The sequence below is a fragment of the Phaeobacter sp. HF9A genome (genome assembly GCF_011806385.1).
GTDB lineage: Bacteria > Pseudomonadota > Alphaproteobacteria > Rhodobacterales > Rhodobacteraceae > Epibacterium.
Window position 1 is genome coordinate 1 of the sequence record NZ_JAATOX010000052.1, and the last position, 26,559, is coordinate 26,559.

Genomic DNA, 26,559 nt, shown 5'->3' on the forward strand with positions numbered 1-26,559 from the left:
GACCTACCAGAGGCTTACTGCCATGAAACGCGGCTTCATGCGGGGAGGGGACGCGGGCGTTCTCACAGGTCTCTTGGGACGCAGCAGCAAGGGCCAAGGCTTCCTCGAAGGAGTTGCTCCCGTCATCCGCCGTGGGCGTGGTGCTGTCGCCAGCCTGAACCGTGTCCTGACCGGAGGCGGCTTTCGCCTCGGCCTCGGCCACCAGCTCAGCCAGCTTGTCGGTGGACAGGTTCGGCGCGAATTTGAGCTCCAGCTTTTCCGCGCGGGCTTTGAGGTCATCACGTTCGCTCATGGGTCAGCTCCTTATGCCAGCCAGGGAGTGATGAGCAGCTTGGCGGTGCCCTTCCACTCGTTGGTCTCGCCGCCAGCGGCGTTTTCAGAATTGAGGATCTTGCGCGCGGCGCTTTCGTTGCTCGGCCCCACCACCAGCAGGGTCGGACGGATACCGAGCGGGCGACCGTGATCCCCTTTCATGCCGGAGAGCGCGGCCCGCGCCTTGGCATAGTTCGCGGCAGTGAGCGGCTGCTTCGATCCCCAGGACATCTGCCAGAAGCCAAAGCCGGTGTTGAACCGGGCGTCCGCGCCGTAGATGAATTCCTTGTTCATGAAGACATTCTGGTCGGTCAGATTGTCCATATTCGTGAACTCGAAATCCTTGCGACGCTGCAAGATGATCGGCTTCAACGCGCGGGTGTCGTCGATCAGGAACCACGGGGCCTCGGTCCCGCCATCGGTATTGGCGACCGTGATCACGTTCCCGGCCTCGTCCAGGACGGGATGGTCCGTGTCAAAGAAGGGCTGGCCATCATAACAGCCCAGATCGAAGCCCTTTTTCAGGGTATCGCCAAAGACCAGCGTGTCCTTCTTGGAGCCGGTGGATGCGCCCAGCTCCTGGAACATCGGCGCATAGATCCCGAGGTTGTCGGTCTCAATGTCGTCGCGGTCCACGCCGATGGTCAGTTCCCAGGGCTTTTCCGCGATGGAATAATCGTGCTGGCTCAGGTTCTGGATTGCACGAGGGCCGATCCATTCCCGCACGTTCGGAAATTTGCCAAGCCAGCCGTATTTCTGTTCCTTGGTCATCGACGGCACTTCGGTGGCGACGCTGCTCCAGTCGGAGGAGGCTTGCCCCAATCCGTTCTCGAAGTGCTTCTTGAACCCGACCCGAAGGGCTTGCAGGCCTGCTGCGGTAATCTCCATTGTTTAGTCCTTTCAGGATACGTTGGTCAGGGCTTCGTCGAAGCGGATCCAGACGCCGTCCGGCTCCACGCCCTCAATGATGCCAGCAGGCGAGCGGGTGGCGGTGCCATCGGTCTTGGCGACGGTCTGATCGTCCACGATGAAGGCCGGTTGGCCGACGTCCGCGAAGGAGATTTCATCGGCGCCTGCCGAATTGGCGTATTTGAAAATGCCGACGCGATAGGGCACATTCTCATCGCCATCGAGGCCTTGGCGGTTATCGACCAGTGCCTCGGCACGCCCCACGCCGACAAAGCCGGTGGCGGTGCGCCCTTCCTCCAGAAAGCCATCCGCCGCGCGCATCACCAGCGCACCGGAATAAATCAGCGCGCTTGCGCCTGCGGCCCCCCGCCGGAGATCGCCCTCAAGACGCGGCGTGTTGCGGGTGTTGGTCAATGCAGCCATTTAAAGGCCCCCCTGCGCTTTGCGCTCGGCTTCAAGCACGGATTGATAGTCCTCGGCGGAGAGACCCAGCAGCTTTGCCGCTTGAAGCTCTTCCGTGTTCATCGAGATCTTGCCGTCCTCACTCGGAGGGCGGAGCTGGGAGAGGTCGGGCTCATTCAGCATCGGAAACCCAGCCACCATTTTTTCAGTGCCTTCCGGGTCTTCCTGATGCAACGCGACCGCTTTCTCGCGGAAGGATGGAGGAAGGAAGCGCCCACGCTGGATTTCAGAGGCCAGGAATGCCTCAGCCTTTTCCTTAGACCGACCACCTTTGAGCGCTTTCAGCTCCTCGCTTTGCGCCGCCATGCTCGCGGCCAATTCCGTAACCGTGCTTTGAAGGGCGGCGACCGTCGGGGACCCCGCAGATTTTTCCTTGGCCGCCGCAACCACGTCGCCCCCCTCGGGAACACCGAGAATGGTGGCGACCTCGGAAAGCTGGGACTGCGCGGCAATCGCACCATCGCCCCCGGCCTTCAGCTTATTGATCGCGGCAATGACCTGGTCCTCGGTCGCATCCGCGCCGAGGTCCATTCGGGCCGCGAGTTGTTCAAGAAACGACATGCTGCCGTCCTCCTTCTCAAAGTTGAGCGCGGTCAGCCCGCGCAGGTTCTGGCGGTTCACAAGGGACGCATTGCGGATCGAGATCACCTGATTGCTGTCCTCATGGGGCAGCCCCAGCACAGGCGAGATCCGGCGATAGGCCTTCTCCGCTACCAGGCGCGCACCCTCTTTGGTCCAGCGCACCTTTCCCCAGATACCGTCCTCTCGGGATTGCATCTCGGTGATCCAGCCACGGGCCGGAGCCTCACCACCCTGTTTGGCGGCCAGAAAGGTTGCGTGATTGACATCAATCTCGATTTCACCGCGCGCGGCGAAGCTGGCCTCGATGACGGCCTGCGGATCGGAGATTTCATAGGGGCCGCGCCCATCGAAGGTTTCGATGCGCCCTGCCGGGACAAGATGGATCCACTCAGGAACCTGTCCGTCCGATTCAACGGTCGGGAGGTCTTGTGCGGCCATCATGGCGATATGCGATGCTCTGCTCATGACGTTGAATGTGCCAGAGTCGCAAAACGCAAAACGCCCCCAACCATTTGGGGGCGAAGCGCGAAATATCTCAATCAATCACTGGCTCAGACTGTGGCCGGAATTCCTGCCCCGGTCAATCAGCATCCCCGAGCCAGTCCTCCAGCTCCTCGTTCACCGCGCCGCGGTCTGCGTCCGAAATTCCCAGAAAGGGACGCGCCGGGATATCGCCCCAGGGGATCGAGATCGTCGGGGTCGTGCCGCCGAACCCCTTGCCCTCATAGGTTCCGAATGTGCCCTTGGCCGCGCCGAACTGCATCACCGCCGCCTGGATGGCATTGCTGCCCCAGGTGAGGCCGGTGGCGCTGGCCTGGTAGTGGAGCTGCTGGCGCATTTCTCCGCTCTTGTTCAGCGGCTGCGCCCCAAACCGAAACCCCTTTGCGGCATAGACCGCCAGCGTTGTTTCGGAACGCGGCGCGAAGGGCCTGCCGTCTGGCTGCTGGCCCTTCAACATCCGGTCTTGCGTCGATTGCACCAGATATTCGCCCAAACCCTGCAAGACCGGCGACATATCATCGAGCCGCCCGTCGAGCTGCTTCAGGCGCAGTTCAAACCCGTCTTCATTGAAACTCAGGGTGTACATGCCTATAATCTCCCTTGCAGGCGTGACACGGTGATATACTCCCGGCCGTAGCACGATCTTCATGATCGGAGCGCCATGTGGGGTTGCCAGTTCGCTGGAGGGAGGCCCCACCGCCTGCAACCTTCTACGTGTTGCCCTTGGACATGAGCCGCTGCACTTCAATGTCGCGCTTGACCTGATTTGAGCTGAGGCGCCGCATGCTGGTAATGAATAGCCCCTGCCCGGTTCGTGTGGCCTTCACCACAAGCACATGGCCCGCCTGAGCGGGATCATCGCGAATAAAGATCAAACTGCTTTCGCCGTCCTGCACCCGATGCGTGGCCAGATTGATGGTCGCCTGCGCCTGGGCATAGTCCTGCAAGGTCAGTTCAGGGTGGCGGCGGCGCTGTTTCTCCAGCGTCTGGGCGGAAAGCTCGGCCACCCGGCGCTGAGAGCCGATACGGCGGGCATCCTCGTCGGAGAGCCGCGCCATCGGCCAGGCCCCGCGCGGGTGTTCAAACCAATCTTTGAACGGGCCTTGAACCCAGCTTTCAATCAGATCCTGTGACGGCTTCGCGCTGAGATTTTCCAGCTTGTCCCGAAACGCCAGGATGGTATCGGCAGCGCTCGCGCCTGGCGCATAGTCCCAGCCCTTGTCGATCCCCTTGGGCGCGCCGGTGCGAGGATCTCGCACACCCCATCCCGCAGGCAGACGCACATTCGACTTGCCGCCGCGCCGGATCGCTGCCGCCAGCGAGCGCGCGCCAAACACCCGGCATGAACAGCCCCAGCCATTCGGCGGAAACCAGATCGACCAAAACGGATGGTCCGCCTCAAGGATCAGACCATCAAGCGCCAGATGTTCCGGGCGCGGATCATGTGAGCCGCCGTGGCGATAGACCCAATATTTGAACCCACCTTCGCGGAGCTGGGCCATGCGGCCCGCCTGATAGGAGACACGCATATTGGTGCGGTAGATGACCCGCATCCGCCATTCCTCGCCCCCGGGCGTACCCTCCCCCGTCCAGCCATGCCATCCGTGGCGCTCAACAATCTGCCGGAAATCCCGCTTGAAGGCCTCAAAGCCGGTGCCATCCGTGATAGCGCGATCCACGGAGGCGCCGAGATCGGATAGCAAATCCGCCTTGATCGCGCCCGCCACCATAAACGCCCGGTCATGGGCGCTGCGCTCGATATCGTCCCAGCGCGCGGTGGGCAGCAGATCGCCAAGCCGCAGCCGGAACGCGGCAACCTGCTCGGCAAAGGGCTTGCGAAAGGTGGCGGCGAGATCACTCATTGGCTTCTTCCTCGACCACGGCCCGCCCGCCAACCGCGCCCGCCAGCACCGCTTCAGCGATCACACCCTGCAACTTCTTGGCATCCAGCGTGTCAGAGCTGGCGAGCAACATTTCCCGAAACTCCTCAAAGCTCGACGCCGCCGCCAGCATGGCTTCCACCTGCCCCAGCATCGCGCCCATTCCGACGCGACCTTCGGTTTCCAGGCGCGCCGCAAGTGACGCCTCTGGCGAGACTGGCTGAGAGCGTCCCTGTGGGGCCTCCTCTGCCTGCGTCGCGATGGTCACGCCTGAGCCGTCGAGATGCTGCTTAAAACACCCTTTAAATTCGCTCTGTGGCGCTGCTGATCCTGTTTCCCCGGTCGCAGATGCGCGCTGCGGCGCAGTTGAGGCCGAATTTTCCGGTTTTCCGCCGATTACGGCCTCTCCCGCTGCCGGTTCAGAAAGGCCGAACTTCGCCAGCACCTCTGAGGGCTTCACCCGCAGCCCCTGCGCCAGGAGCGGAGCCAGGGCAGAAGAGAACGCCGCGAGGTCTTCCTCCTCCGGGCGCCCGATTTTCAGCCGCGGGGCCGGAGCGTCGGGACCATATTCGAGCTGGATCCATGGCCGGATCAGATCGCGGCTGATGATCGCCGCAAGCTGCTTTGCGTCCGCCCGCTCGATACCCCCCTGGCCCTGCCGGTGTTCCTTGCCAGATCCAAGCCCGCCGGTCTCCGCATCGGTGGTCGCGGTCTGCCCCAGCACCAACTTGGAGGTTTGCTTGTCCAGCCAATCGCAGCGGCGCTCATAGTGATCGGTTGAGGCCCCGAGGCTCTTGGCCTCTACAAAGTCGATCATCATGCTTTCGGGAATGATCGCGGCACAATCGCCCGCGATATTTGCCACCGCGTGGAACAGCTTCTTTTGATCGTCTTCCGATGTGCCGGGACCATATTTGCCGATCCGCAAAGGCTGACCATAAGTCTGCGTAAAGATCGCCCAGTCCCGTTGCGTGTAGGCCTTGAACAACCATGCCCAAAGAGCGACCCGTGCCAGACCGGACCGCAGCGGCAGGCCGGATTTCGCCTTCATGGGCGCATAGATGTATTGAAACGGCGGCAGGATCTCTTCTTGCCCGGTTTCCGGGTGTCGCATCCGGGGCGTCTTCAGATCTTTCCGATCAAAGCGGAACCAGCGCGGGTCGCACCACTCCAGCGTTGCAGGCTCATATTGCCCCGCCGAGGTGTCCCAGATGATCTTTGTGAAGGAGTAGCCCTTGCCCAGGGCATCGAGAATATCGAACAGCTCGTCGGTCAACTCGTCCCGCTGCAACCACGTGCGAACCCGCTCCGCGATCTCTTTGGCCAGCGGGGTGTCATCGCCCGGCTCTACGGAAATGTCGAGCTGGGCGACCGACCGGCGGCGGGTGCCCAGAACGCCGATGTAATGCGGGTCCCGTTCCTCAATGGTTTCCGCCAGTTCCAGATAGCGGATCGGGTCACCGGCATCGGCTTCCTTCAGGATGTTTGCCAGCCGTCCGGGGTTCAGCCCGTCGCCCGGATAGCCGGTCAAAGGGCTGCGCACGCCGCCTACCATTGACGGCTCATCCTGCTTTGTCAGCTCACCCCGGCGTACCCGGTTGCCCCAGCGGTCTAGCAATTGCGGATTTTTCGCCATGCCTCACTACCTTTCATAATCCGCCTCTGACTTCGGCCCCGAGCGGAGGCGTCCACCAGGGGCGGTCCATTGCGTCTTGTTCGTCAGCCGTCGTGCCCATGCGACCATCCTGCGGTGCGCCGTGGCGCGCATCGGGCACAGGGGTGTAGGCGATTTCGACCCAGCGCATCCGGGTCGCGAAATGCGCCAGCGCCAGGGCGATGGCATAATCGCCGTGGCGCTTCTTGCCCTTGGCGTCAGCTTCGCGGATCTCCGGCACGCGGGGAATGCCGCGCACCTTCTTGACGGCGCGCAAATCGCCCATGTGCGTATCCCAGCGCCCGATGGAGAGCGTCGCCTCCTCAAAGGCGGTCTTGAGGGGCGGCATGTTCACCCGATACCAGTCCTGGCTAAACTTGATGGCCCAGACTAGGCCCGGGCTGTCGTCGCCGTCTTTCAGGCCAAATTTGCGCCCCAGATCCTCGGCCACGGTCCAACCCATGCCGGTCGCGTCAAAGGCCGCGCCGATGCAGCGGGAGCGGATCCGCTCCATCACCATGCCAACGATCAGCTTTTGCTCGTTGCCCGGAACATTGCGCATCTCGATAGAGAGCGCCTCACGGCGGTGCATGTTCTTCTCGATAGCGAGCAGGCAGAGAACCGAAAGGTCGGCAACGCGGGCAAAGTCGAAACCGAGCGCATAGAGCACGTCGAGCGGCAGCTCGCCCAGCACCTCCTCCAGGCGCTCCAGAAATTCCCGCATCAGCTCCTGCTGTTCGGCGCTGCTGCGCTGGAGGTAGTCGCCGGGCAGTTCAAGCTCCAGACAGGGGGCCTCCGCATTCATGCGGGCCTCAATCAGCGGCGCGGTCAGCCATGCGCCGGTGCCAGCCTTCGGGATGCAGTGCAGCTCCTCATCGGCATCATCGCCATAAACCGCGTGGGTGCTCTCGATCCATTCCTGCTTGCTCATCGGCTCGCGGCCCTGGGCACGCTGGATCAGGGCGATGCGCTCATAGAGACCGGCTTCAACCGCATCATCAAAGGTCACGCGCACCACCTTGGCGGTGGGGCCTTTCTCGCCCGCGTTGACCTGACGCACCAGAACGTTGAAGGCATTGGCATCGCCATCATGGGTCGAGATCACCAGGACCTTGCCGCCCCACATCAGAAGCGCGTTTGCTGCCTTCAGCATCTCTTCCAGTTCGTCATGGAAGGCGGCTTCGTCAAAGATCACATAGCCCTGACGCCCGCGCAGAGAGCGCGGCTTCGAGGACAGGGCGACGATCTCGAAGCCGGAGGCAAAGCGCACCCTGAAGGCCTGAATGTCGCGGTCTTCCTTTCCCTCTTCCTGATCCTTGAACAGGAATTCCTGCACCGCGCTGGCGGCGGGCATAAGCGCCTTTGCCCACATGGCGCAGGTGTCGATGAACTCCCGCGCCATGTCGAGGTTAAAGCCGATATAAAGCGTGTCCATGCCGCCCTCGGATCGGGCCAGACCGGAGCTCAGGACCGCATCGGCCCCGACCGCCCAGGTCATGCCAATGCGGCGGGACTTCTCGCAGACCACAAACTGATAAGCGGCGGTCGTTTGCAGGAGGTCCTGCTGGTAGGACAGCAGCACATGCGGCAGGTCCATGCTGGCGTCCAGCACATCCGGCAGCATCTGCCGGTCGGCGGCGCGCTGCGCTTCCCATTCCGCATCGGCAATGGCTTTAACGGCGGTCACGCTCCGACCCCAAGAATATCGGCCTTGATGGTTTGCACGGTTTCCCGCGTCATGCCGAGCTGGTGCGCTTTTTGCTCGATCTCACCGGCGAGGCGCTCGCGTTCCCTGCGGGTGACGCGCCGTTCCTCATCTTCGCGCAGACGTTCGCGCAGCCCGGCGGATTGCATCAGGTCTTTGAGCATACGGGAAAGATGCGCGAGGCTCTTCGGATCCCACTTGGCGTCGTCTTTCTCTGCAACCGCATTCATCATCTGAAAGGCGGCGGTCGCGATCATCTGCATCAGCACCTTGTGCATGGTGCTTTCCTGCTCGATATCGAGATCCCCGAGCAGCGTCTCCGCCATGGCAAAGGCGTCACGCTGATCTTTCAGCAGCTTGGAGTATTCGCCCACGGCAGACTTGCCGATGCGGATCTCCTGACCGGCCTCCTGAAGCCAGAAGTTCAGATCCTCGGTCACCGCGACGATGTCGCTGAAGCCACGCTCCTGCAACACCATCGCAAGCCGCTGCCGGAACTCCAGCGGGATCAGGTCCAGCTTTTTAGGCGGCGGCATGGGTCACGCTCCCGGACGCGGGCGCTGGATATCCGGGTGGCGGGCAATGCCCTGGGCGATCTCCACCCCGCGCATGGTCGCAACAGCCACAATAAAACCGGCGTGGTTCTCGGTGGTCAGCATGCCCTGCTCTTCCAGCCAGTGAATTTCCGTTGTCACCTGGTCGCGCGTGTAAGCGATGCCGACGCGGGGTAACTGGCCGGAGAGAATGAACACATTGGAGGTGTAACACGGCGCGCCCTCCAAAAATCTGAGAATGGAGAGGCGGGCGTCTTTGCGAAGGTCGTCAGCGTAGCTCATGGCGGTCCTACTTACTCAGAAGGTGTTCTTCGTGGCGGGTCACCACGTTTTCGAGGCGGGTCATGATCATCTGATTGCCCTCCATCACCGCTTCCATGCGCTGCATGGTCCCGGCCACATTGGCGAGGGTCAGCTCGATCTGGTGGAGGTCGTCTTTGCTGGGCAGGGACTGAACCGATTGCTCCACGCGGGCGATGCGACCTTCATGGCGGTCCATGCGGTCGGAGCCTTCCTTGAACCGCTTGTCTACCTGCTGAAACCGCGCCTCGACATTGGAGCGCCGGGTTGCGATCCACGCAAAGACCGTGGTGCCCAGAGACACCAGCAACGCCAGCCCCGCGAGGAGATTGCCCATCGTGACGGTCGGGTCGAAGGTCATCAAGCGCGGTTCCCTGGCACGGTCTTCAGCCGCTCGATCATCTGATCCTTGTTTTTCGACCCGGAGGAGCTGCCAAAATAATAGTTGAGCACTTGCCCCAAGCCGATGGACAGGCCCCCGATCAGCAGTAGCAGAACCTCTTCGCCCGAATCTTTCAGACCGTATTTCAAGAGGTAGGCAAGGACCGAGAAATAGCCGACGATTACGATCCCGGCGAGAATGCCAGGGACGCGATCCTTGGTGGCGATCTGACGCTTGCGGGCGCTGTCGCGGTCATTGGCCGCGATGGTCTCCAGCTCGATCCCGGCATCGGCCAGATAGCGCGCCAGATCGGCCTCGGCCTCTTTCAGTTTCAGGAGGTCCTGGGGCGCAGCCCCGATAATTGCCGCCTCGACCTCTTCCGGCGTGGCTTCCGGGCGGCCCAGCAGCTTATCGGCCAGCGCCTTGGTGGCGACACCGGCAAGCGGCCCGCCGAGGGCGGTGGCAAGGGTCGGGGCAATGCCGCCGAGGATCTGCAAAATCTTGTCTTTGTTCTTCACGGGAGCGCTCCTTTATCGGGCTGGGGCATAGGTCACGGGGTCGGCGTAGCTCGCCACGATCCAGCCCTCCTGCCCGGCGTAGAGCACCAGCAGCCACGTGCGACCGTCAAAGGTGCCGCGCCGCAGGACCGGCACCGTGGTGCCATCCGGGATCTTGGCGATGATGTTGGGGTTGAAGCTTGGCCAGCGCCGCAGGTTCAGCCTGTCGCCATTGGCGCTGACAATCGCCAATTCGTCGGCGCCGACAGGCTTACTCAGCGCGGTTGCCTCTTCCTCGGCGGGATCATCGCGACCGAGGATATAGGAGCGGACGTGGTCCAGCGGGAAAAGCGGGTTGGTGTCCACCTTGCGCCCCGGCGAGACATACCAGTGCGGGCGAATATCCCGCAGGGTTTGCACCTCGGAAAACAGCAGGCGCAGAAGCCAGAGCAGCGTGTCGAGCTGCGCCTCGGGGTAGTGCATCCACATGCCCCGGCCATGCTCTGGCGTCTCTGCAATCTCGATGGAGTACGGGTGGCCATTTTCCACGGTCGAGCCGAACCAGGTCACGCCATTTTCTCCCGCCGCGCGCATCTTGCCGGGGTTCACCAGTTCGATGCCGATAGAGAATTGATTGCAGCCCTTGCGCCCGTGGTAGCTGGATGCACCCGCGTGATTGGCGCGGCGATTGATCGGCACAAGCTGGCGCAGCTTGCCGTTCAGCTCGATCACAAAATGGACGGAGACCTTGGTGTCGTTGTCTTGCAGATAGTCAGCGGCGCTGCCTTCCTGGAGGCTGGAGGCGGTGTCATGCAGCACCACCAGTTCAGGCGTAATTTTGCCGCCCATATGGCGCGCGGCGGTGTAGTCTACGCCCTCAAGAATGCCGTCTTTAAATGCCATTTGAACCACCTCGAAACCTGCTGTGCAGGTTTCAGAATGGCTGAGGTCCAAAACGAAAAACGCCCCCAAGGATTTGGGGGCGATGCCTAGAAAAGGCTCAATTGATCGGTGTCTCGCGGGGGGCCTCTATCGCGAAGATAAGACCTGACGGTCTCATCTGTCACGCCCAACATGCGGGCGATTTCCGCGTTAGGCAATCCTTTTGATGCATAGACCCGTGCCCGCCACTGTTTGGCCAGCGGGACGCGCCGGGGCAAGGTTTCCGATATACTCGCCAGTATTCGCGCCTTTGCGTAGCCGACCACCTCAACCACCCGAGAGCGGGACTTCGGAGCGGTCGCGATATAGATCTCGGTTCCGCCAAAAGCGCCAATGAACTTGAGCGCATCCTCCAGCCCGAGCGCCTGAACATAAGGCTCCACCTGCGCGGTGGGCTTGGGAAAGGCATTCTGGAGTTTGTCATTGGAGGGCTGGCGGTCGCGGGTCATTTGAGGTGCGCCCCCCAATCGAAGTCGATATCCGCCCGCTGCCCCCAGCTTTTAAGCGCCTGGATCACCGCGTCGATCTGAGACCAATCGGTCAACATATCCACATCTGCCGGGACCATGGCCCAATGATCACCAAAGCGAGCGCGGATAAAGCGGTTCAGCCCCGCGCGGCTCTTGTCCCGGAGCTGACCGGCCTTGCCCAGCTCGCTCCAGAGTTTATGAACCAGCCGCAGGTCGGAGCGGGACGCGGGTTTGAACCGCTTTCCCGTCCCTTTCGAGGATGTGAAGCCGTCAGCCTCCAGGCGCTTCACCATGGCTTTCAAATCCTCCTCGGTCATATCCGACATCGAGGCCTTGCCGGTCACCACCAGTTGCAGATCGCGTCGCGCGTCGTTGTCGAGACCAAGCGTCTTGCAGCCAAGGTGGATCTTTCGTTTCAGGGTGCCGTTCGTCGCCATGGCTTAACCCTTCCCTTGCGCAATCATGTGGGACAAAGCGCCCCGCAACGCGCGCGCTCGCCGTTTGACGAACTCGGCAGGCATCCCCCAATTGTCAGCCATCTGCTCCAGTTCGGCGTCACTTGCGGCGAGCAACAGGTGATCCACCCCAGCCGCCGCGATTTGGCCAGCGAAGCCGCGCGACATCACGCTGGACGCGCCACCGGAGATAGGCTGATCGTCCGTGTCGACGCGAGCCGAGACCCGTGTCACATCCATGAACTTTGCAATCTGCATCGCCGTTTCCCCCTCAGGCCTTTGCCAAATCAATTTGAATGGCGTTCCAACCGGCATCGAGCGCCGGGCGCTGATAGCAGCGCACATAGGTCTTTGAGCCGACCACGCGGATCGCATCCCTGATCGCCTGCATGGCCCGCAGCCAGCGCTCGTCCTCGATCTCCAGCCGCAACAGCATGAAGATTTCCGAGCGGTTGATCTGACCCGCCTTGTCCGTGTTGAATGCGCGGGTCACGATGTCGCGGATCTCTGGGCGCGCATCTGCCGCCCACTCCGTCAGACACTCGTCAACAAGGCTCTTGGCGACCTGCAACTCCGGGCCAAAGTCGATCAAATCCGCAACCTGGACCTGCACCTTGAACAGCCCGTCATAGCTCATCAGGGTTTTGTTCCCCTTCTTGCCGCCGACCGTGGCACCATACTGCCCCGCCAAGATGGCTTCGAAGGCGCCGATATCCTCGAAGGTGTGCTGTTTGAACCGGCTGACCTCAGCGCTCAGAGAAAGCGCGTAGCCGATAATCTCTCGCACCGTCTGGTCCTGTAGCTTGTCCTGCGGCTTTACCAGTTCGGTCGCGCGCAGGTCTCCGTTGGCGTTGCGCATGTAGCTTACGCCGTTGATGGTTTCCTCAGCGCCGGGCACAGTCACCGGCTGGCGGGAGGGGGTAGTCTTCTGTACGTGTTGCTCGGTCATTCGCCTGTACTCCTGTTCAGGATTTCGGTCTGGAAATTCAGGGCGGTTGCGATCTGCACCGCCATTGCCTCTGCGGCCCATACTCCCGGTTCGACCGTCAGGACCCGCCAGCCTTCGAGGCGCTTTGGATCCCATGGTGCCGCCGTCGGATTGCCGCGAAACACCGAGCGCCCGAGGGCGTAGTAGTATTCGCGGCGCTCGCTCATTTGGCGGAGATAAAGTGCACACAGGTCGGGCACGTCTTGAACATTTTGACGTGCTGGCTGTTGGCGGCGGAAAACACCTTGGAGCGCTCGCGCCATTTGCGGCAGACATCCTTGCCGATCTCGCCCAGAGCCGGACAGGTCAGTGTTTCCGCCATCAGCACCCCACGTACCGACTGCTCGATTGCGTCGGTGCTGGCCCCGTAGCGGTTGCTCAGCACAAGGTTCACAGCCCCGGCGGAATACCCAAGCCGGGTTGCCGCCTTCGCCTGACTGCTCAGGTCACATTCCCGCGCCAGTGCTTCCACCCAATCCGGGACATTTCCGTTCCAGCCGATGCGGGCCTTATTCAATGCAAATGCGTCTGCGCTCACAGCAGAACCTCCTTATCGAGAGAGACAAAGTCGGCGGTGTTCGCGTCGAACACGCCTTTGACAGAGCGAGGTTTCGGGGCGACCGGGCCGGTGTTGTTCACCAGCTTAAAGCGGGGCTCGCGCTTGCCCCGGATTGCGCTCTGGCGCACCGTCAGGTGCTGGGATTGCACCAGAAGGCGGCAGTAGGCCCGTGCCTTGGCGACGGTCACTTCGACCCCTCCGGCGTTGGAATGCGCGGCAATGTCGGTGGCGGAAAACTCGCGCAAACCGCGCATGCTGCGCCACATATTGCCCTCGGCGCTGTCGTCATAGCTCGGCTCAACCGCCGCCATGGCCTCCCCCGCCATATCGGCGTGGACATAGACCTTACGGCTGTCGTCGGTTTCGATCAGGGTCAGCAGACCTGCCTTTTCCCAGCGGGCGACAAAGGTCTTGGCGGTAGAGCGCACCACCCCGAAGGCCAACAAGTCGGACCAATGGATCCGCGTCAGCCCTTTGGCTGCGCGCCAGACCGAGGCTTCCATATCGGATCGAAACACAGTCATTGCTTCCCGCCCTTCGCGACCTTGAGGTTCGGTGCCTGACGTTGAGCGGGCGCGGCGGTCTGGGGGGCCAGCCTGCGCACCGTTGGTGGCTGGCCGGTGGCAAACACCCGGTCGCCCCAGAGCGCCAGATCGGCGTGACTGGTGCCGCGCGAGCGGGCCAGTTCTTTGGCCTGGTCGATGTTGGTCACCACCCGGCGGATGGAGCCGCCAGAGGCTTCGACAATCTCGGTCAGCAGATCCCGCGCGATGGCGACATCGGGGCTATAGATCTGCACCAGCTTCTCTGCGTCCGAGAGATTGCAGGCCAGTGCCGGTTCCCATGCAAGCTGCCGATTGTGGATATTTTCCCACCGGGTCAGGTGCTGGGGCAGTTCCTCTTCGCCCACCAGGATCACCGTCGATTGGCTGGCCTCATAAAGGTCGCGGGCCAGCTCGATCAGCTTCTTGTTCTTGGTCAGGTACTGCGCGTCGTCGATGATCAGCGGTCGATCCGCGCGGGCCAGGTGCCCGGCGATCTTCTCGACCATGGCGGGCACCCCGCGCACAGCCTTGAGGCCAATCTCGTTCATGATGGATTGCAAGAAGTAGCTCGGCGTCCAGCAGCTCAGGACCTGCACGTTGTAGGCCTGATATTCGTTGGTCGCGAAGGTGGTGGCGGTGGTCTTCCCCCAGCCCGAAGGCCCGTAGAAAACCGCCATTCCCGGTAGTCCCATTGAGCGGTCCTGAACCCGCTCAACCAGTGAACTTAGCGCTGCGACATTGCGCAGAGGGGCGATGTTTGGTGTCATGCTCTGCTCTCCTTATTCCTCGCTGCCCAAAGCTTTGCGCATGCGCAAAAAGCTCCGGTATTGGGCGGACCGTTGATAATCCGTCATGAAATTCCGCTGCTCTTCGGTCAGCGGGTGGCCTTCGGCGTCGAGCTGTTCCAGCTCAACGCACCGATTGAACATTTCCTCGGGGTCGTCCTCGGTGGGTGTGGGCGCGCGGCGGTCTGCGAGGCGCGCGATCTGCGCTTCCAGCCGCTCCTCCTGGTCGCTGTTCTCCACCAGACGCGGCGCTTTGGGCGCATTGCGGTGCGGGGTGACCAGTTGAACCACCTCGGCCTGCGGCAAGTCGCTCGGCGTGACATCCTCGCCCGCCGCCCGGAGCCGCGCCGCGATTTCCGCCGCCGAATAGTCACGCGACGCCCGGGCCTCTTCCTTGGCGGCGCGTTGGAACTGGCTGCGTTTGCGGGCAACTTCGCGAGCGTCAGAGACACCAAGAAAATCGCCTTTCTCGACGCATGCCGCGTGACCGATGTACTGGCCTTCGAGGTCGTACACATGCAGACCCGCATGGATGTTATCGGGGTCAAAGCGGCCAACCACCTTCTGACCGGCGATGCGGTACATCCATTCAGCCCAGTACCGCGACCCCATCAGCTTTAGCTCGCCATTGTTGGCAGCGGCGGTCAGCCCCTTGGCCCCCATCAGCCAGAGGCGGCGCTGTTCTTCGGTCGCCTTGCGGATTGGGCGGCTCTTATAAGAAGCCTCAAACACCTGATTAAAGGACCGGCCATAGGCGATTTCGCTGCGGCGACCTTCGCGGGCGTTGTGGTCCTCGACCTCCTCGGTCAAGACCGCGATAAAGTCATCCAGCGGCACTGCGCTGTTGCCGTAGTTCTCTGGTTTGGCGTCGGGTTTGTTGCCGGTATAGGCCCCCTCAAACGCCGGGTGTTTTGCCACCCGGTCGCAGAGATCACGAAAGGCCCGCTCGATGGGCTTGGACTGGCCCGAGTACGGCGTGGCCCAATGAACCTTGACGCCCAGCATCGGCAGCAAACCGGGGATATCGTCCTCAAGCACCTTGAAACGAAAGCGCGTCGGCGCGCCGCCGGTGATCACCTTCGCCGCGAACTCGCGCCCGTTGTCCAGAAGTGCCGCCTGCGGGATCCCGTAGCGCTCGATCAGATCCCCAATCGCGAGCTGCACCGTGTGGCTGTTGGCGGTCAGGGACAGCCGCCAGGAGAGGATCTTGCCAGAATAGATATCCGTGAAAAACACGCCCTGGACCCGCACCGGCAGAGGTTCGCTCGGCCAGCGCACAAAGACATCGAACTTGTGATAGTCGCCGCAAATGCACTCCAGCGCGCCGAGCGCGCTCTTGTCGCGGTCCTGGTGAGGATAGTAGCGACGCAAGGCCTCGGTCCCTTTGCGCAAGACGATCTCGGTCGGCTTGGAAATTGAAGCCTTCATCGCCCGCCGCACCTGATGGATCGGCGCGATGGGGAGGCCTTCTTTTTTCGCCACCCGTTTGGCGCGGTCATAGCAAGAGGTCAGCGAGGGCTGTTCCAGCCGTAGCCAATCCGAGCGAACCAGCGCGAAAAACTCAGGGTCCAGAGGCGCGGCCTTGCCGGTGCCGCCGGTCGGTTTTGGGGCGACATACGCCAGCCAATCCGCCTCGGCCACACCCTCGACCAGCGCGAGCCAGTTCCAGATGGACTTTTCGGAGACCTCAACCCGTAGGGCCGCTGTGGACACTGCGGCAGAGCGAACCATGCCAGCCCCTTCGCATTCCGCGACCAGACGCACCGCTTTCAAGCGCTGATCCGCCTTGGTCCTGGCCCTGTCGTTCAGCCTGTCGAAGTCCGCCCATGCGGCCTCGCGGCTGCGTTTCGGCTCCGGCTCCTGCGGCTGTTCGATCAGCGCCAGACGCGCCCGGATCGGAAACAGCGAATAGTGATACTCAAGCCCACCGCCCTTGCCCTTGCGGCGACGGACCTTGCCCGGCTGGCGGTCCCAGCCCTCATCCTTTGCGCGCTGGTTTATCTTGCGCTTGGTGGCGGGCAGATCAGGAAGGCGCGCGTCTGCGATCTCGGCAGCGCTCCACCATTCTTGCGTCGGGGCATCCATCAGGCCTGCCCTCCCCGGATCTCGTCCAGAAGCGCCTGGACCTCGTCCCCGTGTTCTTCGAGGAAGGTCACCCGGCCCGCCTTGGGGGCGCGTTTCCACGCGTCTTGCAGGCGCTGCCACGTTTTCTCGGTGTTGTTCATCGGCGGCGTGACGCCCTTGCCCTGCTCGCTGGCCCAGGTCTTGCGCGCATCCCTGGCGCTCTTGACCTGACCCTCGGCCAGGAGGTCGATCACCCGATAACGCTCCGCGACATCGCCGATCTTGGCGATCTCGGTCAGGTCGTTGAGCGTGACCGGGCGCTCGGAGGAGCGCAGCCGATGCGTGTCGCCGCCGGTCAGCACCGACCCGGCGCTGACCATTCGACGCACATGACGGTCTGAAATCCCGAACTTTTCGGCTGTGGACTTGGCGAACGATACGGTGGACATCGTGTCCGCCGTATCCCATCGCTTGGCGACCAGGTCGGATCCAGTAGCGGCTTTCGTCTCCGGGTGTAGCTTTTCATATACCCGCTTGCGCTCGGCCAGAAAAACCGCCGTGTCCAGCGCGGTCAGTTCCGCACCGGCGAGGTTGTCATCGATCTCCATCAGCCGGGCAAAATCATCGTTGCAGTCCCAGCAGACCACCTTGATCGTGGGCCAGCCCAGCTCCCGGGCGGCGGTCAGTCGATGGCCCCCTGCCAGCAGTTCAATCTTGCCGCTGCGCCTGACCTTGCGGACGTGGATCGCGTCCTTCATCACGCCAAGCTCGGTGATTGAGGCCTTGATCGCCTCCACCCCTGCCGGAGATACGGGCCGCAGCCGGTTGCCCATCTGGATCTCATCAACCGGCAGTTCTGCGATTGATTGAATGATCGTTGCCGCCATGGCGTTAAAACCCTTGTTCAATTCGCCCAAAACAGCGGCGCAAAAAGCAAGCCGCCAAAGATGATGGCGAGGCAGACGCACGCCAGCGCGTCACCCCAAATGCTGTCTGAAAATTTCCGCTCTGCCTTGCGGAACCGGGTCCAGGCCGCGCGCACGCCGAGTGCAAGCTGCGCGCGGCCTGTCCCGACCGGGACCTCGGCCCCGGTGGTCGCGAACACCCCGGACTGCCCGTGAGTGGTTTCTTGGTGTGGGGTGTCGCGAAACTGGTTCATTTTGAGGTGTCTTCCAACCGCGCAACCTCGGCCCGGATGCGCTTGGAATATGCCATTTCGACCATATCGCGGCCTGCTGCCTCGATGATCTTGTCCAGAAGCGCAGCGCCGGTTTCGCCACCGGATTGCCCATAGGTTGCGGTCCGCGCTGTGGCCGGCTTCACGCCATTCTGCTTGCACCACGCCTCGAAACTCGACCCGGAAGCGCGCAGCGCTCCGACGATAACGGAGTGCAGGACCGCTCCGGGCTGGTAGGGTTTGCTACATTTTGGCATAGTGTCCTCGCGATGCTGCCTTGCGTCGTGTCGTTACAAGAGCAACAATGCACTCATTTGTACGCATTGTCAATTGAAAGCATGAACAAATGGGCATTCCAGAGAGAATCCGAGAGATAGCATCCTCTAAATCACTGACAATAAAAGATATTTCAGAAAAGACCGGTATAAAATACCGCACCATTCAGAACTATTTGTCAGGAGACAGATCGGTTGGAACAGAATTCTTGACGGCATTGAGTGAACATTTGGGTGTTTCAGCATCATGGATTCTGACCGGCCAGGGCGATGCTATGCTCCCAAATGAGCACACTGCACACTCAAACACGCAGTTCATCAGCATCCCCCGCCTTGAGGTCGAGGCCTCCGCAGGCAACGGCGCGGAGGTGTTGGCAGAGACGGAAACCCACACCTATGCCTTCCATCAGGAATGGCTCACCCGGCGCGGCCTCAAGCCCGCCACCCTTTCGGTGATCTCGGTACGCGGCGACAGCATGGAGCCGGAGCTGAACGACGGCGACCTGATCCTGATCGACCGCGCCAACACCGACCTGAGCGACGGCAAGATCTACGCCGTGCATTTCTCCGGTCAGTTGTTCGTGAAACGCATCCAATACGTCCCCGGCGACAGCGTGCGCTTAATCAGCAGCAACCCCCACTATGCCCCCATAGAAATAAAGAACCCGGAAGCCGATGGCGTCCGGGTCGTAGGGCGTGTCGTCGCCTCCATGCACGAGTGGTGATCTTGAACACCAAGAGCAGGATATCCACATACATTCAAAGGAAAATAATGCGCTACGGACTTATCATAGTGATTTTCTTCGCTTTAGCGAACCAAGCTTCAACTTCGCCACGCCTGCCCGATTTTATGACATCGGACGAGTTGCAGGAAGCCCAAAAGGCATACAGGAACCTTTTGAAAAGCGACGGTTGCGATGCAGCGCTCCCGAGTATCGAAAAATTCGCTGATCGAGCAGCCTTAACACTAGAAGTTATCACTCCAAGCTTGCTTCCCTTTGTTCACGCGGAAGGTAATTCCCCTCAAACACAGGCGATTAACAGAGATCGGGAACTTAATCTTGCGATAGCCGCTGCTGAAAAATTGATACACAAAGTCAATAAGGCGCGTAATGGAGCTTTGGTAGATAAGGCTGAATGCCTTCATCAATTGGATCGAAACGCCGAGAGTATCGCCACCCTGATTACTGCGCTCGACAATATAAGCGCGCTCGAAAAAACCTCTTGGCAACGCGCACGACGGCTATTGGGGCAGATCATTGGTTGGAACATTGAATAAGCCTGATCTTGTCAGTCGGCACGAGATGCCCATATCCGCAACAGGATGAACCTATCAGACACCGGCGGATGTGAGTTTGACGAATATGACACCCCCGCATCTGTTCACGTTGTCGCGCTTTCTGCCGACCAGGTCGTGGGTTGCTTGCATCTGTTGCGGACCGACAACGTTCAAGGCCAACTGACCTACATGATATTGGACGCCCACCGCGGACGGATCCCAAACCTTCCCACAGGATTACTCAAGCAAGAAATCCGGAGCCCCGAATGTTGGGAAGCCTCGCGCCTAGCGATTTCCCCGAACATTCCCAGCCAAGACCGCAACAATGTTCTGGTAGCACTTATGGACCAGGCGCGCAGGTACGCCCGCGCCCAGGGCGGCCAATCCCTATTGGGGCTTATGAGCCCGCTTTTTGTGAGGGTCTTTTTACGGGCAGGGATGAACGCCTACCGGATCGGCCCGGTCGTGGACCAGCGCGATGGTCGTATTTGCGTTCTGAAGATGGACTTCTAATCTAAGTCTTCTGCCGCGAGCCCGATACTCTCCAAGCGCACAAAATCAAGCTGTGGTTATCGGAAAATCAGGCCCCAGTTCCCGCAAGCTCAAAGCCATGGGATCAAACACTTTAGGCTTCGACACTATTAGAAGAAGCGCACATCGGTCCAGTAACTGGCCACCTCGGTCTCTGGCTGCCGCCAGCCCAAACAAGACATTCATGCAGGGTGCAGCGAAGGCGCTGCTGCGAGCGCGAGCAAGAACATGTTAAGTCAGCACCGTAGTCGGTGTAGAACACTATCCAGGTCATCAACGAATGTCGTGACATCGAGGCAACCTCTCTCGAGTAGCGTCAGGTCAGATAGGATTAGAGGATCCAGCGTATCATCGCTTTGCATCAACGCCTTCATACCACGAACCTTCTTTATGGCATTTTTCAAGATATCGCGGATGTCTGGTCCACATGTAAGCATAAATCTCTCGACGACATCGTTGATTTCACGATTCACAACCTTGCTTGCCGAAATTTCGGCGTAAAGCATGCGCCTTTCGACGGCGGTGGCAACCGATTTTGTCAAAGAGGCGACCGTCAGTTCCTCTTTGACGAGATAGTCGGCGCAGCCGCTCCGCATTGCGTTCATAGCGATTTTCAGGTCGTCGGAGCCGGTCACCATGATCGGAATGGCGCCCGTTTGGTCTTCATGCGAAATGACCAAGCGCAATGCCTCCAGTCCGCTATCACCGCCGAGGTTGTGGTCCAAGAAGACAATATCGAACGTCTCGCAGTTCAGCAGAGATCGTAGCGCATCCACGCTATCGGCTTCGTAGTACTCAAAATTCATCCCCGACTTTTCGCAAATACGGATCAAGCGCATTCTATCGGCGTTGTCGTCGTCCAACGTCAGAACCTTAAGGCGCATCCTGCTGCTACCTGATGTCTCCGTCACAGGGGCGGCGGATAAATGCAGAGGAAGCAAGCTCCCGTTTCCGAACGGCTGATCTGACTTCATGGAGTGCATCCTTACAACTGGCAGCAGTATGCGTTAATCTGGTGAAATTCGCGGGACACCTATGGTCCCGCAATCTGATCGAATTGGGCCCTAGATGGCGTTCAACGGAGGTTCACAAGTGCTCCAATAGCTTTGAAGCGTATCGAGTACGGCGTTCATTCCAGCCCTTCCCTGAGGCTTTACGATATAGCCGTTCACGCTCTCTCTATAGGCCTTAGCGATATCTTGCGCACTGTCAGATGTGGTGAACATAAAGACCATGTTTTCGGAGTCGATCGCGCTTCCCCTAAGCGCCTGCAAAAACTCATGCCCATTCATCCGAGGCATATTGATGTCGAGCAGGATAAAGTAAGGCTTTACCATTCTGTCAGCGTTTATGATTTCGAGCGCTTCAACGCCGTCTACAGCTCTTGTCACGTGTGTATCCGGTGCAACTTTTCCCAAAGCACGCTCAATCATCATCGCATCGAGGTTGTTGTCCTCAACGAGTAGAATATTCATCTGACGTTTCATCTCAGGCGACGTCCTCCAAGCTTGTGTTGTATTGATACCGCTCTTTCGGCCAACAAAACGTAAACTCAGCGCCATTTCCTTCTGATGATTTCACACAAATTTCGAACCCGTGGCGTTGAATTGCCTTCTTGACGATAGCCAAGCCAATTCCCGTACTCTCGGGGTCCGTCCCTTTTCGAAGCGTCTGAAAGACATCAAATATTTTCTCGTGGAAATCCGGAGCAATACCTCTTCCGTCATCCTTGACAGACACGCGAAGACGGTCTCCGGCATCTTCAATCGAAACCTCTACGCGCGCGTCGACTGGGTTTGGGTGGTATTTGAACGCATTCCCTATCAAGTTCTCCACGACACGCCGAAAATTGTGACTGTCGCAGGAGATGGCCTCGACATCGGTACTGAACCGCACCTGAGAGGGGTCAACCTCAAAATCCGCAACGCAGTCTTCAATCAATATGCTCACCGGCAAAGCCGCCTCAGCGTCGGAGCCGTAGTGCCCCACCCGAGAAAACTCCATGATCCCCCCGGTCAGGTCGTTCATTCGCCGCACCCGATCTCGAATCATGTTCAATTGCATCTTGAGTTCTTTATGAGCCTCTATAGGGCCAATGATCTCCTCAAGGTCCTCTTCGATAACATCTGCCAAGAAACCTATCCCACGTACTGGCGTCTTCAGATCGTGAGAGGCGACATAGACAAACTGCTCTATTTCAGCGTTTGCTTTTTCAAGATTCTCTGTCTTCGCACGTAGCTCTTGAGTGAGTTTGGCTGCATACCGATGCGCCTGGCGATTGGAGCGAGACAACATTGCCAACATCGAAATCACCAGGATCTCAATGATCAGACCTCCAGCGAGGATCAAAGTCGGCTGCTCTGAACTGTTTTGCTTGCGGAATGCCAAATTTGTCCAAATGTCTACGGTCCAGACCCTACCATACATGTCCAATTTCACCGTATCTTTGAACATCGGCGAGACGTCGTTGAGAGCCTCTTCTGTTTCGCCTTCATCATAGATCAACTGATCCCCGTCGCGCAGGCTGAAACGTACCTCCCGAAGCTCTTTGGAAAGCAAGCCTTCAACGAGCTTACGTACCACGAAAGGCGCATAAATTACGCCTTCGAAGCGCTCTCTGCGCTCGGCCACGGTCTTCGGAGCGTCACCTGAATAAAATGGTGTGTAGAACAAGAATCCGGGCGTATGGCCATCGTCCTGAACAAGGAAGATTGGAGCCGTAATCCGCGCTTTTCCGCTGTCTCTGCTCGACAAAAGCCCTGTGCGCCTGTTGGTCTCGTGCGCGACATCAAGCCCGACGGCCGCTGCGTTGACACTCTCTGGCTCAATGAAGGTGATCGGCAGCAAGAAATCGAGATCATGCTCGGGATAGATGGAAAAGTCTCGCCCCTCGCTGTCTCGCTCAGACATGTAGTCTTGGAGGTCAGACCTATTGACGTAGCGGATAAGACCAATACCGTTCACACCAGGGTATTTTTCCTCAATATTGAGAGAATTAGCAAAGGCTTTCCAATCTGTGGCCGTCACGCGGCCACTCATTGCATCTGCGTAAGCGACGCCCGACCATAGAGCGTCTTCGTATCGCGACATCCGATCCTCGATGAGCCCAATCGTGCGATTTCTGGCATCTTCGAAACGAGTTCGAACCTGCAAATCGACCTGATGCTTGGAATACAACCATGCTCCGATGGTCATCGCTAAAGATAACCCAACTACCAGGATGTGGAGCGAGGAGACCTTCCGCTCTTTCGCGCTATCAGTGACCATTGTGGCAAAATACCTCTCAAAAGTAGATTCACCACCACGGCGTAGATCTACAGCAACATATACAGAAGTATTATTGGACGTTATCTCTTAACGATTTGTAAGCACAGACCACCTTTATGCTCTCACCTCTAACCATCACCAGCCTTTCGCCGGAGGTGGTCCAGCGCGCAGCGAATGGCAGTTCTCGGCCTGCCCGTGTAGGTGCCTTGGCCATGCTGCGCCTGACACAAATGTCTCGAAAGGGCTGGCTGGCGTCATCTGGCGGCTAGGATTCGGTGCGGATTCGCCACTACCCTGCTTCCGCATCGCCGCAAGTCCACTCCGAGCCCAAACCAGTCATTCATCCATCCTTGTGCTTGCTGCGATGCAGCTCGTCATAGGAGACATTCGCGGCGGGCGCGAAATCTGAAGCTAGACGAGCTCGCGTTTCGCGGAAGAGATTTGATCGAATAGTCGAAAATCATCTGTCGAAATGCTGATAGCATCTCTCTCTAATCCGAGCAGTCCCAAGGCAACACTTTCAACCATAGGTGATCCCAAAGTGCTTGAGGCGTTGAAGTGCGTCGCAAGCGGCTCCATGCGGGCCGGGCATGAGCGTAGAATAACTGATATCGAACTCTCTGAGCCGATCAGGGATACGCACCGCTTCGCGGTGGGGCAACGTCATGAGGATGGGTTTGCCAATGTGTTCTATTAAGGGAGCGATGTAGTCTTTGCCGTCGGGATTGTCCGTCAGATACACATCAAGCGGCAACACCGTCTTGGTATCTCCATTCACGTCGTTCCACATATAGTCAGATTGATGCCGCATGTTGTGCAGCGTGAATACACCGTTCTGCCTGGCGATATAGGTGTTCTGAAAACTCGCAGCCCTGACCACTCTGACGACGCCGAGCAGTTCGCACATTTCCAGATAGTCCAAAGGGAAGAGCCAAATGCCGATACGGGGCTCTTCTTCCTTTGGGAGGGGGCCAATTCCGGCACAGGCAAAGAAGAGAGCTTTGAGCGGGTTGGTCGACCAGTCCAGCAATCGGGTCGGGACGCCGTGGTGCTGGGCGATGGCCAGTTCGTGGAGCAGGTTTTCGTTTGGAAAATTCTTCACATGGAAAAAAGGCAAAGGTGGTCCGAGGATATTTGCCACTTCTGTCGCCGCCCTGTTCTTATGCGACTGGAGCAGCTCGATACTTTCCCTTGAAAGAAGTGCCGAACTGTCATTCAAGCCCGACAGAAAAGAGGCAAAAATGCTGGTCTCGTAGTCGATGGTGGCGCCCGAGATGTAGCCACTCATGAAGCAATCGAACTGATCTCCCGCATAATCGCCGGATGGGCGTCGAAATATCGTCGGGGTGAGAGAGTATTTCCCGGCGTTACTATGCCCGCGTGCTAAGAACTTCTTCCGACGTCCAAGGAAGGTCGCAGCAAAGGTGTCGGCTGTCGGCAGCAATGCCTCTAGAAACGGGATGGCGTCCTCGAAAGCGTAGAGGAGGTGTGTTGGGTGAATTTCAGGGTCGAGACCACCCACACGGAAACTCTCGTCCAGTTTCCGGTAGTTTTTAAACACAACCTCGAGCCGTGCCGAGAAATCATCAATCGAAATCATCACGAGCGACCTCAAAAGGAGCTTTAGTCAGTTTTAACATGCTCCATTTAGGGTGAGAGGGCAAACGAGAGACCACAATGTGACCTCTAAAATAAGCGCTAACCTTGGCAGGTCAGCAGGGGCAACTCTTATGATTGGGTCGCGCATCGCCTCCATCCAAGCGCCCTGCGATGCTACTGGTTTGGGCTGGCTGAAGACAATTGTCTCCCGTGACGTTCTCCTGCGGCACCCCCTTCCCTCTTACGGGTCCGAAATGAGCCGGTCGCGCCTTCCAGGCGCCCAAAAATAGGGTCCCAGTTGGGCACGGCACAGCCAACAAGCTGTTCCCGGTACACGATTGATTTATTTAGCACTTTATCCGTTCTGGGACCTCAACTCTAAACTGGGCGGGTATGGTCCCAGTTCCGAGAGCTGTTTTCGTCGCTGATCAGGGCCGCAAACAGCCGCCAAACAGAGGTTTGAATCCTTATTTAAACGGGTTTTCACGCCTGCCGGTCACATCAACCCAGGTATCCGGCAGAATGCACCTCTGGTCCCAGTTCGGGCCAATTTCAGGGGTTACTGCAAAACTGAACATAATGGGGTTTATCGGCCAGCGCATCGCCCCAAGCTCCTTATTTCATTGGCCTTCCGAGTTCTTCCGGCATCTTCGGGCCTCTTCCGGGATCACTGTAAATAAGTCTGTCACCCTACATTTACAGTGAATTACAGACTTTTTTACAGCAACGCGGTTTTGGGCTGAGGTGGGATTGAAGGGGCGTTTAAGCCCCTTCGAACTCTGCAACCGCTGCGGTGAACAGCTCCCTCATAGGGCAGCAGGGCGCGCCACCAAATCTTCGTGGCGCTCTTATGCCAGACTACTTACACATCGCAGCCCAACTTCGAAACCAAGTGTAGCCTCATCCAGCCCACTTCTGTTCCTGACCTTGGTCACAAGCCTTCGCCTACTGGCCTCTACTCAAACCTGCAGCATGAAGCGTAGCTTCATTGCGTGCCCAAGCGTCGTTTACTAGATCTTGCCACTGGATGACTTCAATCGATCCGTTCACGTCACCTTGTAGGTACATTATCCGACCCTCGCCGTTCGCGGTCTTAGGCCAAGTAGACAACTGCCGCTTAAGGTCGCCAACAATATCTGCGATGACATAACAATAGAAAACACAATCATCAGCGATACGGATACGCTCGCGGTCGAAGCCTTCGATCTCCTCGCCACGAAGTTCTGAGATGTATTTTGTTATTTGGTACTGAATTTGATCTTCAGGACCATAGCTCTTTCGACCTGGCTTCTTAAACTCAACGATCATGACCTTGTCGAGCGGTCGAGAGGTATCCACACGTTCGCCATTCACCGCAGAATCTGCAACACCAAGCCCACTGGCGAAATCCCAGACCACCAGATCCGCTCGATCCGCGCTGTCCGAACCCGCCAACAGCTTGTCGAACCGCTTGTCCGATGAAAACGCCCTCGTGAACGCCAGACGCTCGTCTACAATCCAAAGATCATGAGCGCGCGACCGCTTTTCCTTTGCGTCATCCCCTTGCACATTCATTGGCACGATGAACGAGTGAAGCGTCTTCTCAAGATGAAAATCATCAGCTTTATCCTCGCGAGTACGTACCCGCCTCAAGAGCCGCTGAAACAACTCTAGTACAAGTTTTCTTCGAACGACGTGTTGGGCCAAAGCTAGCTGCTCTGAGGCCTGAACCTCCTGCAGCGCTCTTTGCAACGTATCATCGAAGGAATTCGGGACATCTCCCCCCGCGTCTAGCAAGCGGATAGCGTCTTCCATCGCGACTTGTCGTTCGGTAATCCCCCCCGATCTTAAGGGGATGCGGAAGTAGAATTTTCTCGGCAGGATGAACGAGGAGATTCCGATGAAG

Annotated in this window: 31 protein-coding genes and 2 pseudogenes; 3 read left to right on the forward strand and 30 right to left on the reverse strand. The window is 59.2% G+C overall.

The window, feature by feature from the left end:
- The 25 genes and pseudogenes from HCZ87_RS10980 to HCZ87_RS11100 all read right to left on the reverse strand — a co-directional run.
- Positions 1–292: pseudogene (locus HCZ87_RS10980) on the reverse strand (hypothetical protein); the annotation flags it as partial.
- An 11-nt stretch (positions 293–303) separates the two neighbouring features.
- Positions 304–1,200, reverse strand: coding sequence for a Mu-like prophage major head subunit gpT family protein (locus tag HCZ87_RS10985; RefSeq protein WP_167643802.1), 897 nt, complete (start codon positions 1,198–1,200; stop codon positions 304–306).
- 12 nt (positions 1,201–1,212) lie between these two features.
- Positions 1,213–1,644 carry a hypothetical protein gene (locus tag HCZ87_RS10990; RefSeq protein ID WP_167643803.1) on the reverse strand — a complete coding sequence of 144 codons (432 nt, stop codon included), beginning with the start codon at positions 1,642–1,644 and terminating at the stop codon, positions 1,213–1,215.
- The gene (locus tag HCZ87_RS10995; RefSeq protein WP_254868604.1) at positions 1,645–2,703 is read right to left on the reverse strand and encodes a phage protease; all 1,059 of its coding nucleotides are present in this window, start codon (positions 2,701–2,703) and stop codon (positions 1,645–1,647) included.
- Between the two features lie 142 nt (positions 2,704–2,845).
- Positions 2,846–3,352, reverse strand: a complete 507-nt coding sequence (locus HCZ87_RS11000) for a phage virion morphogenesis protein (RefSeq protein ID WP_167643804.1) — start codon at positions 3,350–3,352, stop codon at positions 2,846–2,848.
- Between the two features lie 124 nt (positions 3,353–3,476).
- The gene (locus HCZ87_RS11005) at positions 3,477–4,628 is read right to left on the reverse strand and encodes a phage minor head protein (RefSeq protein WP_167643805.1); all 1,152 of its coding nucleotides are present in this window, start codon (positions 4,626–4,628) and stop codon (positions 3,477–3,479) included.
- Complete coding sequence (locus tag HCZ87_RS11010) at positions 4,621–6,282, reverse strand: DUF935 domain-containing protein (protein ID WP_167643806.1); 1,662 nt, start codon at positions 6,280–6,282, stop codon at positions 4,621–4,623. The genes HCZ87_RS11005 and HCZ87_RS11010 overlap by 8 nt, the downstream gene beginning before the upstream one ends.
- A gap of 13 nt (positions 6,283–6,295) precedes the next feature.
- The gene (locus tag HCZ87_RS11015) at positions 6,296–7,987 is read right to left on the reverse strand and encodes a hypothetical protein (RefSeq protein ID WP_167643807.1); all 1,692 of its coding nucleotides are present in this window, start codon (positions 7,985–7,987) and stop codon (positions 6,296–6,298) included.
- Positions 7,984–8,541 carry a phage protein Gp27 family protein gene (locus HCZ87_RS11020; RefSeq protein ID WP_167643808.1) on the reverse strand — a complete coding sequence of 186 codons (558 nt, stop codon included), beginning with the start codon at positions 8,539–8,541 and terminating at the stop codon, positions 7,984–7,986. The genes HCZ87_RS11015 and HCZ87_RS11020 overlap by 4 nt, the downstream gene beginning before the upstream one ends.
- A gap of 3 nt (positions 8,542–8,544) precedes the next feature.
- Positions 8,545–8,841, reverse strand: coding sequence for a hypothetical protein (locus tag HCZ87_RS11025; protein ID WP_167643809.1), 297 nt, complete (start codon positions 8,839–8,841; stop codon positions 8,545–8,547).
- 7 nt (positions 8,842–8,848) lie between these two features.
- Entirely contained in the window at positions 8,849–9,220 is a 372-nt protein-coding gene (locus HCZ87_RS11030; protein WP_167643810.1) for a DUF2730 family protein, read from the reverse strand.
- On the reverse strand, positions 9,220–9,759 hold the full coding sequence (locus HCZ87_RS11035; RefSeq protein WP_167643811.1) for a hypothetical protein: 540 nt from the start codon (positions 9,757–9,759) through the stop codon (positions 9,220–9,222). Before HCZ87_RS11035 ends, HCZ87_RS11030 begins: the two co-directional genes overlap by 1 nt.
- Positions 9,760–9,771: 12 nt before the next feature.
- Positions 9,772–10,641 carry an N-acetylmuramoyl-L-alanine amidase gene (locus tag HCZ87_RS11040; protein WP_167643812.1) on the reverse strand — a complete coding sequence of 290 codons (870 nt, stop codon included), beginning with the start codon at positions 10,639–10,641 and terminating at the stop codon, positions 9,772–9,774.
- An 86-nt stretch (positions 10,642–10,727) separates the two neighbouring features.
- Complete coding sequence (locus HCZ87_RS11045; RefSeq protein WP_167643813.1) at positions 10,728–11,129, reverse strand: helix-turn-helix domain-containing protein; 402 nt, start codon at positions 11,127–11,129, stop codon at positions 10,728–10,730.
- Positions 11,126–11,587: a gp16 family protein gene (locus tag HCZ87_RS11050; protein ID WP_167643814.1), complete on the reverse strand. Its 462-nt coding sequence runs from the start codon at positions 11,585–11,587 to the stop codon at positions 11,126–11,128. Before HCZ87_RS11050 ends, HCZ87_RS11045 begins: the two co-directional genes overlap by 4 nt.
- A gap of 3 nt (positions 11,588–11,590) precedes the next feature.
- Complete coding sequence (locus tag HCZ87_RS11055) at positions 11,591–11,863, reverse strand: hypothetical protein (protein WP_167643815.1); 273 nt, start codon at positions 11,861–11,863, stop codon at positions 11,591–11,593.
- A gap of 13 nt (positions 11,864–11,876) precedes the next feature.
- A complete protein-coding gene (locus tag HCZ87_RS11060; RefSeq protein WP_167643816.1) occupies positions 11,877–12,554 on the reverse strand; it encodes a DUF3164 family protein in 678 nt (225 codons plus the stop codon).
- Positions 12,551–12,760: a hypothetical protein gene (locus HCZ87_RS11065; protein ID WP_167643817.1), complete on the reverse strand. Its 210-nt coding sequence runs from the start codon at positions 12,758–12,760 to the stop codon at positions 12,551–12,553. Before HCZ87_RS11065 ends, HCZ87_RS11060 begins: the two co-directional genes overlap by 4 nt.
- On the reverse strand, positions 12,757–13,131 hold the full coding sequence (locus tag HCZ87_RS11070; protein ID WP_167643818.1) for a hypothetical protein: 375 nt from the start codon (positions 13,129–13,131) through the stop codon (positions 12,757–12,759). The genes HCZ87_RS11065 and HCZ87_RS11070 overlap by 4 nt, the downstream gene beginning before the upstream one ends.
- On the reverse strand, positions 13,128–13,676 hold the full coding sequence (locus tag HCZ87_RS11075) for a hypothetical protein (protein WP_167643819.1): 549 nt from the start codon (positions 13,674–13,676) through the stop codon (positions 13,128–13,130). Before HCZ87_RS11075 ends, HCZ87_RS11070 begins: the two co-directional genes overlap by 4 nt.
- Positions 13,673–14,464 (reverse strand): AAA family ATPase, encoded by a 792-nt coding sequence (locus HCZ87_RS11080; protein WP_167643820.1) that lies wholly within the window; start codon positions 14,462–14,464, stop codon positions 13,673–13,675. The genes HCZ87_RS11075 and HCZ87_RS11080 overlap by 4 nt, the downstream gene beginning before the upstream one ends.
- Positions 14,465–14,476: 12 nt before the next feature.
- Positions 14,477–16,567, reverse strand: a complete 2,091-nt coding sequence (locus tag HCZ87_RS11085; RefSeq protein WP_167643821.1) for a transposase domain-containing protein — start codon at positions 16,565–16,567, stop codon at positions 14,477–14,479.
- Entirely contained in the window at positions 16,567–17,433 is an 867-nt protein-coding gene (locus HCZ87_RS11090; RefSeq protein ID WP_167643822.1) for a ParB N-terminal domain-containing protein, read from the reverse strand. The genes HCZ87_RS11085 and HCZ87_RS11090 overlap by 1 nt, the downstream gene beginning before the upstream one ends.
- A gap of 17 nt (positions 17,434–17,450) precedes the next feature.
- Positions 17,451–17,705, reverse strand: a complete 255-nt coding sequence (locus HCZ87_RS11095; protein WP_167643823.1) for a hypothetical protein — start codon at positions 17,703–17,705, stop codon at positions 17,451–17,453.
- A complete protein-coding gene (locus tag HCZ87_RS11100; RefSeq protein WP_167643824.1) occupies positions 17,702–17,980 on the reverse strand; it encodes a hypothetical protein in 279 nt (92 codons plus the stop codon). The genes HCZ87_RS11095 and HCZ87_RS11100 overlap by 4 nt, the downstream gene beginning before the upstream one ends.
- Positions 17,981–18,069: 89 nt before the next feature.
- On the opposite strand from HCZ87_RS11100, the gene HCZ87_RS11105 reads away from it, so the two are divergent.
- Genes HCZ87_RS11105 through HCZ87_RS21320 form a run of 3 tightly spaced genes read left to right on the forward strand, consistent with a single transcriptional unit; the run spans position 18,070 to position 19,790 of the window.
- The gene (locus HCZ87_RS11105; RefSeq protein WP_167643825.1) at positions 18,070–18,723 is read left to right on the forward strand and encodes a LexA family transcriptional regulator; all 654 of its coding nucleotides are present in this window, start codon (positions 18,070–18,072) and stop codon (positions 18,721–18,723) included.
- Between the two features lie 47 nt (positions 18,724–18,770).
- Entirely contained in the window at positions 18,771–19,277 is a 507-nt protein-coding gene (locus HCZ87_RS11110; protein WP_167643826.1) for a hypothetical protein, read from the forward strand.
- Positions 19,278–19,322: 45 nt separating this feature from the next.
- Positions 19,323–19,790 (forward strand): acyl-homoserine-lactone synthase, encoded by a 468-nt coding sequence (locus HCZ87_RS21320; protein WP_167643827.1) that lies wholly within the window; start codon positions 19,323–19,325, stop codon positions 19,788–19,790.
- 254 nt (positions 19,791–20,044) lie between these two features.
- Here HCZ87_RS21320 and HCZ87_RS11120 read toward each other — a convergent pair whose 3' ends face one another.
- From HCZ87_RS11120 to HCZ87_RS11140, 5 genes and pseudogenes are all read right to left on the reverse strand, one after another.
- Positions 20,045–20,782, reverse strand: coding sequence for a response regulator (locus tag HCZ87_RS11120; RefSeq protein ID WP_254868606.1), 738 nt, complete (start codon positions 20,780–20,782; stop codon positions 20,045–20,047).
- Positions 20,783–20,872: 90 nt separating this feature from the next.
- Positions 20,873–21,295: a response regulator gene (locus HCZ87_RS11125; protein ID WP_167643828.1), complete on the reverse strand. Its 423-nt coding sequence runs from the start codon at positions 21,293–21,295 to the stop codon at positions 20,873–20,875.
- 1 nt (position 21,296) lies between these two features.
- The gene (locus tag HCZ87_RS11130) at positions 21,297–23,075 is read right to left on the reverse strand and encodes a CHASE domain-containing protein (protein WP_167643829.1); all 1,779 of its coding nucleotides are present in this window, start codon (positions 23,073–23,075) and stop codon (positions 21,297–21,299) included.
- A 520-nt stretch (positions 23,076–23,595) separates the two neighbouring features.
- Complete coding sequence (locus HCZ87_RS11135) at positions 23,596–24,675, reverse strand: FRG domain-containing protein (protein ID WP_254868607.1); 1,080 nt, start codon at positions 24,673–24,675, stop codon at positions 23,596–23,598.
- Between the two features lie 944 nt (positions 24,676–25,619).
- A pseudogene (locus tag HCZ87_RS11140) lies at positions 25,620–26,559 on the reverse strand (hypothetical protein); the annotation flags it as partial.